This window comes from Tamlana sp. I1 (assembly GCF_015355625.1).
GTDB lineage: Bacteria > Bacteroidota > Bacteroidia > Flavobacteriales > Flavobacteriaceae > Pseudotamlana.
Genome location: NZ_JACLAF010000004.1, coordinates 1 through 14657 on the forward strand (window position 1 = coordinate 1; position 14657 = coordinate 14657).

The window sequence follows — 14657 nt, forward strand, 5'->3', positions numbered from 1 at the left end:
AAAATACTTAATAAGTATTTCTGGAAGTAATAAATTGGCTATGGCTAATAATGAATCTGATGGCATTAAAAATTTTTATTCAAAGGTCTTGCTTTTTTAGATGCTCCACAACTTTTGAGATTGACCCCTATTAACCCTTCACTTCATTTTGGAGAACCAAAATCAGTCAAAATATTTTAAAATGTAATCTAAAAACTACATTTTAAAATCATGCAAATCAAAAAAACGTATTAAATGTATCAATTCATCGATAAAATGCGTAAAATTTATGTACTCTGTGTTCTGTTACAAATAATTTTACGATATTTATAACGTTAAAAAAAGTTAAAAAAACCAAAAAGACAGTTTAACTGTGGGTATTGAAGTACGATACTTACAAGTGAATTGTGTATAGACCAATTGTTGCTGGGCCTTTTCTGCAAAGGAAAGTACAGGTAATAATAACCCCAAATATAACCAACATGAATAAAACTACTTGTTTAACATTTAAGAATTTTCTTTCTAGAAAATTTTTAAAGGCAAACACGCTACTTTTTGCCTTTAAAAGAAAAAATCTAGCATTTATAATTTTACTATTGTTTGCTTTTGCAGGGCATAATGTTTTTGCACAGGATGACAGAGAAGATTTTACTCCAAGATTAGATGGTGGTAATATTAAAGTTAAGGGTGATATTGTTTTAATTGGTAATGGTATTATTGAAGCAGAAGGTTTACCGCTTCCTTATAATGGCGATGCTAAAAATAACGACTATGCCGGAGAATATATTAATGTAGCAAATGGTGGCGATTCTAGCATTTTCAGTTCTAGTTCGGCAGATTTAGCTATTAATAACGAATGTAAAAATATTGTGTATGCTGGTTTGTATTGGTCAGCTGTATACCCAAATGAGGAGGGTGATGATGCTGGAAAACCATTCAGCGGAACTCCAAGAATTGAAGATTGGAATAATATTAAATTTAGACTACCAACAGGTGGTTTTATTGATTTAACGGCCGATAATGATCCCGATCCTGTTGGGGAAGAAGATGAAATTATTTTTGATGGCTATGATTATAATAATATAAATAATTCTGTAAAGGACTCACCATATGTGTGTTATAAAAATGTTACTAATTTATTAAAAGGATTAGTCGAAGCTGATGGTACTTATACCGTAGCAAATGTAAGAGCGACTCGTGGTTGGAGAAATGGTGGTTGTTCTGCTGGTTGGACTTTAGTTGTTATTTATGAAAGCCCATCATTACCAAGTAAATTTATTTCAACATTTGATGGATATGTAGGAGTTGGCGGTTCTTCATTTGCAGAATTTGATGTTAGTGGTTTTCAAACATTACCTTACCCTTTACCTGTTAAACCTAGATTAGGAGTAGCAGCTTTAGAAGGAGATCTTGATATAAGTGGAGATTCTTTTCAATTTAAGGCGAGTACCTCTACTAATTTCACTAAAATTTTTGATGATTTAAATCAAGCCAATAATTTTTTCAATGCCAAAATAACAGATAATGGGGTTTATATGAATAATAGAAATCCCAATAGTCAAAATACACTAGGGTTTGATATTAATCATGTTACTGTGCGTAACGAGGATAACTTATTGTTGCCTAATGATGCCACGGCAGGAACTTTAAAACTAACAACTACAGGCGATGGCTATGGTGCTTTTTTTACCTCTTTTGCAGTTGATATTATTGAGCCTAAAATTGTATTGACTAAAGAAGTACATGATGAGAATGGTAATCGTATTAATGGGGATGTGGTTCAATTAGATCAGTATTTAAGATATGTTATTGGGTTTGAAAACATAGGTAATGATGATGCTAGAAACATGACCATTAGGGATGTATTACCTGCAAACATCAAATTTGATGAGGCTAATATGACGGTTCCTGCTGGTGTTACTTATACTTATGATTCTACTGCACGTGAAATAGTTTTTACAGTTGTTGATGAATCTTTGATAGAATATATTCCAGACACCAAAACAGAAATATTTATTCCTGTTAGGGTTGTTGAATCTTGTGAGGAATTAACAGATGCTTGTTCTAATGTTATTCAAAACCAAGCGTTTACTACTTATGAAGGCGTTACAAATGCAGGGTTTGTTATTTCAGACGACCCAAGTTATGATGCTAATATTAGCGACAGTTGTTTACTAGGGCCTCAAGCCACAAATTATTTAGGTGATATTTCTAATTGTACCTTTAAGGAAGATGTTATTTTGTGTGGGGATTCAATAGAATTAGTAGCTCCAGGTGGCTATGACTCATACCAATGGTCTAACACCAATTCATTTAACCCAGGTGATATTATTGGAACTTCCCAACGATTAGAGGTGACTACTACGGGCTCTTATTTTGTAAGAAATATAGCTGCAGATTGTGATGACATCGATAAAGAATTTGAAGTTTCTCGTTTCGGAGCAAATGTAACCAATCCTGCTGCAGAGTCAGGGGTTTATGATAAACTGGTTCAATGTGCTGATAGTGGTGATTTTATACCGTACATCTTTTTGTGTGGTGTTAATAATGGTGGACGAACAATTAACACTAATTTACCAGCTAGTAGTACTGGTGTAGTATGGGAGAAATTTGATGCTTCAAGTAGTGGTAGTAAATGTTTTGAAAATAGAGATGATACTTGTCCGTATGAAAACTCAGAATGTAATTATACCCAAGTTGCAACCACACCTAATTTTACAGTAACCGATGCTGGTGAATACCGTATTACTATCAATTATCCAGGGGGGTGTTTTAACCGTTTTTTCTTTAACGTTTATACCAATTTATTAGATCCTCGTTTTTCTAAAAAAGATATCATTTGTAATCAGCAAGGTGAAATTACAGTAGAAAATGTGCCTTCTGGTTATGAGTACAGTTTAGATAATAGCAGCTGGCAGCCTGGCAATACAATTTCAGTTCCAACTGCAGGACTTTACGATGTTTATATAAGACAAATAGATGTAGATACGAATCCATGTTTATTTTTAATAGAAGATATTGAAATTTTAGAATACACACCAGAATTAGCGGTTAGTGTAACTAATCCACTTTGTCATGGTGGAGATAAAGGTTCCATTGTGGCATCTGTAAACTTTGGTTTAGGGCAGTATAAATATCGAATTTTGCAAGGCGGAGTAGAGGTGAATAGTACAGCACCAATAGATAATGTGTTTTATACTTTCAATAACTTAAATGCGGGCGATTACACAATCGAGGTTACCTTAGATAGTGGTTGTGTTTTAACTAGAGATGTTACCCTTACCGAACCAGATCCTATTGTTATTAGTGTTGATAAAACCAATATTACCTGTAACGATGGTGAAATTAGTATTACAGCTACAGGAGGTACAGGAACATATAGTTATTCTATAGATAACGGTGTAAATTTCGATTTAAGTAACACGTTTCCTATAGACACTGCGGGCACTTATGATATTATTGTTATAGATGATAACAACTGTTCGGAAACTACAAGTGTAACCGTAGATCTATTGCTTCAGCCAGTCTTCACAATGGAAAATACAGGTATCTCCTGCTACGGCGATAATTCAGGATCCATAACATTTAATGTAACGAACGCGAATGGCTACACCCTTGAATACAGTATAGATAATGGGGCGAATTACCTTCCTAATAATACCTTTTCAAATTTAACACCAGGGACGTACCAAACTATTTTAAAATATTCTTTACTCGGTGAAGATTGTTATAGTCCTGTAGAAGCAATTATTATAGACCAACCCGACGATGCTTTAACCGCTTCGGCAGGGGTTTCACACCTAGCAGGTTGTGGTATGAATGGCGAAGGTACTTTACGTATTACAAACCCGCAAGGTGGTATACCGCCATATGAGTATAGTTTTGATGATCAATCTACTTGGATATCAGATAATTTCGCAGAAGTTATGCCGGGAACTTACACGGTATATATTCGAGATTCGAGTGGCTGTATTTATGCGATGCCAGGTATAGTACTAGATCCAGAGCCTGTTCCTCCAACAATTGATGATAATGTAGACCCAGAATATAATTGTGATGGTACAGCAAATGCATCTGTAAATGTGACAAATAATGGAGGAGCTAATTTTGAATACACCTATTTATTAAATGGTGTAGAAAACACAAATACAGCCGATCCTACTACATTTTTAAATGTGCCTAGCGGTTCACACACCATTACAGTAACGTATAAGTTATTGGATGCACCAACCTATAGTAATTTACTATATGAAACTTTTGGTTATGGTGATGATGTGCGTTCACCAGGAATTAATACCAGTTTCTATTGTTGGGAACGCCAAGTTGCTGCAACCCAATGTGGAAATGATTATACTATTAATGATGGTCAATATTCAGTTACTGAAAATATTGAAAAACCATTTGGTACTTGGTTAAACCCAGATGATCATACAACCCCAAGTAGAGCAGATGGACGTATTTTGGTTGTAAATATTGGCGACCAAATTCCAGAACAAGACGTTTTGTATAAAAAGACTATTAATGATATTATTCCTAATCAGCCTATTAATGCTGAGTTATTTGCGATTAACTTAATTAAAACAGGTGTTGCAAATCACTTTGACCCTAATTTAACGATAGCTTTAGTGGATGCTGGAGGTAATGAAATATCATCGTTCCAAACAGGAGATATTCCAAAATCGGAACAATGGGAAAATTATCCTAAAACCCCCGTATTCTTAAATCCAGGAAATAATACGACTTTAGATTTTATTGTTCGTTCTAGTGTGCAGCAAGTTACTGGTAACGATGTTGCTATAGACGATATTAGAGTGTACCAATTACCAATAAGCTGTATTGATGAAGTTAGTTTCCCAATTATCATAGAATCTGGCAAAGCATTTACAGCCGATGTAGTTAGCGCGAACGATGTGGATTGTTTTGGTGCTAACAATGGTGAAATTCAAATTTCTGCAACCAATTTCAATACCACTAATGGATACCAATATTCTATAGATGGTAGTACTTGGAATACAGTAACCACTTCACCACATACTATTACAGGATTAGGTCCAGATACTTACGATGTTCAAATTCGTTATGATGCGACTTCAACGGGTTGTGAATTTAAAATTGAACAAGAAATTACCGAACCAACCGAAATAGACCTAACCCTAGATACCACACAAGCTACCTGTACTACCGATGCTAGTATAGAAGCTACGGTTACAGGAGGTACGCCACCATATACTATAGAATTATTAGATACAGCTGGAACAGTGGTAGATACTTTCCCTAATAGCGGTACGTTAACAGGTGTTGCTTCAGGCGATTACCAAGTGCGTGTTACCGATGCCAATAGTTGTTCGCCATCAGGAACCGTTAACGTTACTATTGATGCGGTTACCATGCCAACAGCTACGGTAACCATAGCTAGAGACTGTGTAAACCATGCTGGTGGTGCAAAAATTAGTATGCTTCCAGATAATACTACGGGTAAAGCACCATTTTCTTTCCGCTATGACCGTTACGATATTACTGGTACTAATCTTTTGGAAAGTACAACTTACAACGCTTCTAAAGAGTTTAACAATGTTCCAGTAGGTGTATATCATATTTATATGATTGACAAAAATGGATGCGAAGTGCTACTGCCAATAACTACCGTAGAAGAGCCTGTAACCATTAGTGCTGCACTAGTAAAAGATATAGATTGCAGTAATACACCCGATGCGCAAATTGAAGTAACTATAGCCGATGGGTATCCAGATTATGACTACGAAGTATCTTTTAATGGCGGGAATTTTACTTCACTTGGTACTTTAACTACCGCTGGTGGAGGTATTTTTACCTATACGGCCACAGCAGCAGGAACGTACCAGTTTAGAGTATTCGATGCGATTACAGGAAAAAACTGTAATAATGTTTCTGCTATAATCACCGTTAGTGCACCAGAAACACCCGATTTTACAACTAATAAAGTCGATATTACTTGTGCAGGGGCAGATGATGGCCAAATAACTATTTCACCAACTGCCGGAGCATACGATTTTGAATATAGTATAGATGGCGGGACTAACTACCAAACTTCGGCCACTTTTAATAATTTAGCAGCAGGAATCTACGATGTTATTATTATAGACGGAAAAGAATGTGTTTCTGTCATCAAAAAGGTCGAAATTCTAGAACCAGATGCATTATCCGTAAGCGCATCCGCTACAACACTTAAGTGTGATACCAATAACGTGGAGCAAGCAGCTGTAGTTACTATTGATGTACCAACCACAGGTACGTCGCCTTACCAATACAGTTTTAATGGTTCAGGATTTAGTAATACTAGAACTTTAAGTGTTTACGATAACGGTTCTGTACAATCAATTACTTACTCGGTTAGGGATGCTAATGGTTGTACGGCAGGTGGAACATTAGATATTCAACCACTAGATTCTCCAACCGATTTAACGTTTACAAATACAGAGATCACTTGTGAAACAGGAAAAGATAAATCTACAGTTGAAGTAACTTCAACAGGAGGTGTGGGTCCATTAGTATATGAAATTTCAAATCCAGCATCTGCGACTTCAAATACTACAGGAAGGGATTCAGGAATTTTCACAGGTTTAGATGCCGGTACCTACGTATTTAAAGTAACCGATGCCAATGGTTGTTTTTATACAAAATCTTATACGGTTGCTGCTTTATCGCCAATTGCTCTTATTGCTAGAAAACTTAGCGATGTAAATTGTTTTGGTGGTGATAATGGTGCTATAGAATTAGAAGTTTCTGGAGGATCTGGAACCTATTCTTATCAAGTATCAACAACTGATGGTACAGCAGTGCCTGGACAAACAGATCAAACAGTTCCAAATATTACTTTACCTAATTTAGAAGCTGGAACGTACACCATTTTAGTAACTGATAAAACTACAAAATGTCCAGCAACATCATCTGTAACAATTAACCAACCAACAGCGGCCTTAAGTTTAACTGCAACAGCAACAAACATATACTGTTCAAATGATGAGTCTCAAATTACAGTAGTTGCCGCAGACGGTACACCAAATTATAAATATGCTGCCGTAGTAACAGGAGCAACTGCACCAACAACGTTTGAGGCTAGTAATGTGATAATTGTAGACACCAATTCAGGAACCAATTTAGATTGGGATGTGTATGTACAAGATGCAAACGATTGTATTGAAAAGACTACAGTTAAGATTGCTACTGATGCTGCTCCAACGGTAAGTGTAACCACAACACCTAATTCTTGTGATGCGGTAGCACCTTATACCTTTACAGCTACTCCAGGAACAGGAAGTGTTGCGCCATTAGAATACAGTATTAACGGTGGGGCTTCATACCAAACTAGTGCAACATTCACTATTAATACCGCTGGTGATTACAAAGTTACAATTAAAGATGGTAATGGTTGTACAGCAGAAACTGATATCAAAATATTTTCACCGCTTACAGCAAGTGCTATTTTAACTAAAGATATTACGTGTTCAGCAACACCAACAACAGATGCAGTTATTGAAATACCAGTTTCAGGCGGAAATAGTCCTTATTTTTATGAGGTGTCTACAGATGGAGGTAGTAATTATTCTGGAATAGCAGCACCTTCACCTAATTTTACTGTAGCAACAGTTGTTTCAGCAACAACTTATCAGTTTAGAATTACAGATGATAATGGATGTATTGTAGAAACAGGAGGCGTTACAGTTAATCCTGCTGAACCAGTTACAGTAGCAACTACAAACGTAGACCCAACTTGTAACGGAAGTACAGATGGTTCTATTCAATTAGAAGCCACAACGGGAGAAGCTCCGTTTGAATATAGTATGGATAACGGCGTAACTTTTGTTTCAACTAATGTATTTGGTGGTTTAGCAGCTGGAACGTATAGTTATGTGGTTAGAGATAGTAAAGGTTGTACGTTTGGTGATGATATTACTTTAACCGAGCCACCTGTAATTGACGTAACCATTGCTATTACGGATATTCAATGTGATGTAGCTATGCAAATTCCTGGTGAATTAGAAGTGACTATAAACAGTGGAGGTGTTGCAGATTTTGATTATATCTTATATGACCATAGTTATACCGAATTAACTAGAAGTACACCAACAAGTGCTACCACACATATTTTTAATAATTTAGGTTTTGGCGATTACTATGTAGTAATTATTGATGCTACAGGTTGTGAATATAGAAGTGCGGTACAGCGTATTGATACCCCTCCGGCATTACTGCTGAACAGTAATATTTCCACTGGTACCTGTGCAACAGGTGCAGAGGTTGAAATTTCAATTACAAACACGACTAATCCAGATTATACCTATCAAATTTTTGGAGACCCATCTACCGCTATTGGTCCAATTGCAGCAACTTCGCATACTTTTACAGGGCTAGATCATGGTGTAACGTTTTTCTTCCAAGTAACCGATGCTAGAGGTTGTTATTCTGTTATAGAAGTAACAACACCGCCGTCTCCTTCAGGGATTGCAATTTCTAATGTAACACCACAAGACGCGAATTGTTTTGGTAATGCAGATGGCAGTTTAATGTTTGATGTTTCTGGTTATGATGGTTCTGTTACAGCATTAGACTACGAGGTGCGAGATGCTTTTAGTAATTTACCAGTTTCACCAGCAATCGATGGTTCAAATATTGCTATCTCAGCAACAGGTACTACAAGTATAGGAGTTACAGGTATTCCTGCTGGAAATTATTTGCTATGGGTTAAAGAAACAGATGGAACCGAGTGTACAGCTACAGCAATGTTTCAAATATCACAACCAACACAAGCTTTAACATCGAGTGTTACTAATAATATAAATGCAAACTGTAATTCAGATGCTTTAATAACCTTGACTACAACAGGAGGGACTGGACCTTACCAATATGCGGCAGGAGCATCTGGTTTCACTCCTATTGCATCAGATTTTGATTCAAACAATGTATTAAGTTTAGATCCTAATACCAATACAACTTGGGATATTGTTGTTCGAGATGCCAATGGATGTGAATTTGTGGTTACCGAGTCTATTTCGGTAGATCCTTTACCAACTGTTAAGCCAGTAGATCCATACTGTTTTGATGGGACACCATTTACAATTACTATTGAAGAGAATAGTAGTTCTCCGATAAGTCCTTTTAAATATAGTATTAGTACAACAACAACACCAGGTGGTTTTTCAGATAATCAAGACTTTTTGATAACAGCAGCTGGCACTTATCATTTATTTGTAAAAGATAATAATGGTTGTATTGCTAGATTAGAATATATAGTTAATCCACCTTTAATTTTAGATGCTGAAATTACTAAGGAAATAGATTGTACAGGAACTCCAAATGCTGAAATTACATTAACAGCAACTGGTGGAGACACTTCAAGTGCTTATGTATATGCAGTAAGTACGGATGGTGGTTTAAGTTATATGCCAGCAAGCAACCCATACTCGGCAGTGGCAGGCTCTTATATTTTTAGAGTAACCGATGCGCAAGCACCGCCAAATGCGTGTCAAGCGACATCGCAAACAGTTGTTGTCGTTGATGCAGATGTACCAACACTATCTGCAACCCATACCGATGTAAGCTGTAACGGAGGGTCTGATGGCAGTATTATAGTTACAGCAACAGCAGGAGTAGCACCATTTGAATATAGTATTGATAATGGAGCAACGTTCCAAGCTTCAAATGTATTTAATGGTTCGGTAATTTCAATGCCTGCAGGAACTTACCAAGTGGTTGTTAAAGACGCTAAGGATTGTGAATCTGCTCCAGTGCCAGTAATTATTGATGAGCCATCTATTGTAGTTGCTTCAGTAGATAACTTTAAGGGGCTAAATTGTGGTACAGGTAACGCAACCGAGGGTGCTGAAATAGTTATCTCAGGTTCAGGAGGAACAGCACCGTATACCTTTAGTTTTAACGGTTCAAATTTTACCACAGAAGATACTTATCAAACTAATTTTGATGGAACTGTATCAGTTATAGTAAAAGATGCCAATGATTGTATTTCAGCATTATTAAATGTTGTTATAGACCCAATTTCTCCACCAACAGATTTAGATTTCGTAGCAACTACTGTTACATGTAACACAGGAGAATTAACTTCAAATGTGACTTTAACACCCAATTCAGGTGCTGTTGGTCCTTTCGATTATAACATTATTTACCCAACTGCAGCAGCTGGTGGTGTAGATGAAGTAGCGGATTATACGTTTACAGGATTAGCTCCAGATACCTATACATTTGAAGTTATTGATGCCAACGGTTGTAATTACACCGAATCGTTTACGGTTGACCCAGCGGTTAATATTTTTGTAGCTGGTATCGTAGATAATGATGTGTCTTGTTTTGGAATTCCTAATGGTAAAGCAACCTTTACAGCAACTAATGTTCAATCAACCTTTACAGCAAGGCTAACAACAGGAACAGGAACAGTAGGTACGCCTTCAGGAAATACCGTTGAAGTTACAGATTTAGCGGCAGGTACATATACTTTAGAAATAGAAGATACAAATACAGGATGTACTGCTACTGCCGATGTTACCATCACGCAACCTACAGCAGCTTTAGCTTTAACAGCTAGCGCAACCAACGTACACTGTAACAATTACTTCTCGCAAATTACGGTTACCGCAACAGGTGGTACACCAAGCTACAGCTATGCAGCGGTAACAAATGGTAGTCCTGCACCAGCAGCTACAGACTATGCGCTAAACGCTAGTGTACTAACCGTAGATACCAATAATGGTACGCAATTAGATTGGGATGTTTATGTACAGGATGCTAATGGTTGTACAGAAGACACAACCGTGTCTATTACATTAGAAACCATGCCAACCGTAACTGCGCCTGCTATAGCAACTTGTGCGACACCAGGAGGTGGCTATGAGTTTACCGTATCAGGAGCAGGAGGCGTATTACCATATGAATACTCGGTAGGAAACGGTTTCCAATCCAGTCCAACATTTACAGGGCTAACCCCTGGCACCTATACCGTAACCATTAAAGATGCTAATGGCTGCGAAGGTACTAGTGCAGCTGTTACGGTGTACGACAATTTAGAAGTATACACTAGTATAAGTGCGCAACCAAGCTGTGCCGGTAACGATGGAGAAATTAATGTAACTGCTACTGGTGGTTCTGGAAATTATAGCTATGCTATTAATCCGAATACAGGAATTACCGCTACTGCAACAGGATTTACAGGGTTAACCCATTCTACAGCATATATGGTTACTGTTACCGATACAGACACAAACTGTACTAGCGATGCTTCTGTTACCTTAGAAGCACCAATCCCAGTAACCTTTACCACCGATGTTACCAATGTAACTTGTAATGGAGGGAACGATGGCGTTATTGAAGTGCTGCTAGATGCTAATCAAGACAATCCTATTTATAGTTTCGAAATTATAGGTTCGCTTAATAATGGTACAACTGTTCCTGCTCAAGCTTCTAATGTGTTTAGTGGTTTAGCTGCAGATACTTATACCGTACAAGTAACCTCTGGTAGAGGTTGCATGGATACGCAGGATGTAACCGTAGGGGAGTCGGCCGCCATTGCAGTACCAGCACCTACCGTAGTACAGTATGCTTGTTTAGCGGATACTAATTCATCCGATTTTGCTACCATCACCGTAGATGCCACTGCAATAATTGGAGGTTCAGGGAATTATGTGTTTTACGAGTTTGTTCGTGGTACAACTACTGTACAAGATTCTACCAACCCTGTTTACACCGAAACCGATTTAGCTGGCGGAAGCTACACCATTAATGTGTACGACAATAATGGTTGTGTAGGTTCAACTACTACAACAATAGATCCGTTTGTTGCGATAGACGATTTAGATATTGCAGTTAGCAATGCCATAACCTGTATTTCTGATGAAGAAATTACGATAAGTGTTACGGCTTCTGGAACAGCAACTTTAGAATATAGAGTTCAAGAAGTTCAAAGTATAGACGTAAATGGTAATCCTGTATTTGGTGGTTATGACAGAACTCAAACAACTTCAGGTACATTTACAGATTTAGCTATAGGTAACTATTTAATTACGGTTCAAAACACAGACACCGGATGTTTCTTAAGAGACTACCATTATGTAAGCGATCCTAACACCTTCGACGTGACTATTGATAATGTGGTAGATGTAACTTGTTTAGATGATGCCGATGGTAGTGTAGATGTTACTTTTATAGACCGTGCGCCATTACCAACTAATGAAGCTGGTGCGTTTACTTATAATGTTGTAGATGTTTTAGGATCCCCAGTGACTTCTGGAAATGTAGCAGATGCTGGACCAACAACCATTACAGGTTTAGCTTCTGGAACCTATACCATAACAGCTACATTAGATAATACGCCATTCTGTGAGGTCGTTAAAAACTTTACCATTTCAGGGCCTACAGCCGCATTAGCCATTCAAGAAACCCATACAGAAATAACTTGTATTGGTAACGATGGTACAATTTCGGTAACAGCTACAGGTGGTTGGCCAGGTGGTTACGAGTATCAGTTAGAATTGGGAGCTACAGTTATAGCGCCTTTCAGTGCTACCTCAAGTTTCACTGGTTTAGATGCTGGTGATTATACGGTAAGCGTTAGAGATTCTGGAGGTTGTGAGGTTTCAACACCAGTTCAATTAGTAGATCCAACGCCAATTTCAGCGACAGCAACAGTAGATATTAATCCGTTATCATGTTTTGGAGATACCAATGCAACAATTACAGTAAGTACTCCAACAGGCGGACAAGGTAGTAACTACACCTATACGATTAATAGAGTATTGCCTTCTGGAACTTCTTCTGGACCGCAATTATCAAATGTATTTAGTGGTTTAGGTGCAGGAACATATAATGTAACGGTTAACGATGGTTGGAACTGTAGTTTCACAACTGCCGATGTGGTAATTACCGAACCAACAAGCATTCAGGCTGATTTAGCATTAACCAGATCGCAAACATGTTTAACTTCATCAGAATTAACATTAACTGTAAGTGGCGGAACAGCACCATATCAGTATAGTGCAGATCCTACTTTTATGACAAGTGTTTCGACAATTTTCGATCCAAATGTTGTTATTCCAGTTGGTCCAGGAACTTACCAATACTATGTAAGGGATGCTAATGGATGTGCGACAGGAATTTCAAATGAAATAAAAATAGATCCGTTACCACCATTAACTGTAGATGCTCAGGCTACAAATACAAGAATTAATTGTTATGGTGATAATACAGGTTCTATTATTGCTGAAGCTAAAGGTGGTTTAGGGAACTATGTATATACCTTACGAGATGGAGCAGGATTGGATATTACCCCAGCACCAACACAAAATACACCTGGAGAGTTTACAGAGCTTGTGGCTGGCGATTACCAAGTGTTTGTAACAAGTGGTGACTGTGATGTTATGTCTAGTTTAATTACGATTTCGCAACCAGATATGCCTTTAGAATACACATTTGCAGTTACGGATGTTATGTGTAGTGGTGGCGACGATGGAATATTAGAGATTACTGCAACAGGTGGTACTGGTATTATTAAATACGCGATTTCACCACAGTTAAATCAATTCTTTGAAACATCAACTTTTGAAGATCTACCAGTAGGTAACTACCAAGCGATTGTTCAAGATGAATTAGGTTGTTTTGAAGTATTCGACTTTACTATTGGCGAACCAACCCCAGTAATATTAAACATTGTACCTAACTCTATTGTTCCAGAAATTTGTGCTGGCGATTTAGATGGCGCATTTAGTGTAGATATTACAGGTGGTACACCGCCTTACAGTGTAACTTTAGATGATATTAACGGAAACTATGTAACAGGTACAGCTACACAAACCCAATTTGATTTTACGGGTCTTGCTGGCGGCGATCATATTGTATATGTGATGGATGCTCAAGGTTGTGAATCGGAATGGAATGTGAGTTTCCCAGAGTCGGTGAATTTAGATCCTCAAGTGAGTGTGACTTACGATTGTGTGAGTAACTTATCTACAAACACCGTTACGGTTACTATCGATTCGAGTATTCAAGACCCAACACAAGTAGAATATGCTTTAAATGGTGGCGCTTTCCAAACAAGTAACATTTTTGTTGATGTGCCTTCTGGAGTAGATCAATATATTGATGTAAGACACAGTAATGGATGTATTAAACAAACTCCGTTATTCGATATCGACCATATTGATCCTTTAGAACTTGTTCTTGAAGATGGCGAATTAAACCAAATCGTAGCAGTGGCTACAGGAGGTGTTGCTCCTTTTGAATATGCCCTTAACGGCGGATCTTTTGGAAGCAGCGAGAAGTTCCTTATTTATGCTTCAGGAGATTATACCGTAACTGTTAGAGATAGCAACGGTTGTGAAGCTTCTGCAACAAGATACTTCGAGTTTATCGATGTGTGTATTCCAAACTATTTTACACCTAATGCCGATGGTAATCAAGATGGATGGGGCCCTGGTTGTACAACACAATACAAAGACTTAATCGTTCATGTATTTGATCGTTATGGCCGTAAGCTGGCAGATTTAAAAGTAGATGAAAAGTGGGATGGAAATTATAATGGCAAAGAACTTCCTACTGGTGATTACTGGTATATTGTTAAACTGAATGATCCTTATTATGATAAAGAATTTGTAGGGCACTTTACACTTTACAGATAAATGCTATTAGAAAGGATTAAC

The 14657-nt window shown here is 37.5% G+C and carries 1 protein-coding gene; it reads left to right on the forward strand.

Annotated features, from left to right (window positions below; genetic code table 11):
• The first annotated feature begins 461 nt into the window (after nucleotides 1-461).
• Nucleotides 462-14636, forward strand: a complete 14175-nt coding sequence (locus H6X70_RS04175) for a T9SS type B sorting domain-containing protein (protein WP_194766423.1) — start codon at nucleotides 462-464, stop codon at nucleotides 14634-14636.
• The last annotated feature ends 21 nt before the right edge of the window (nucleotides 14637-14657 follow it).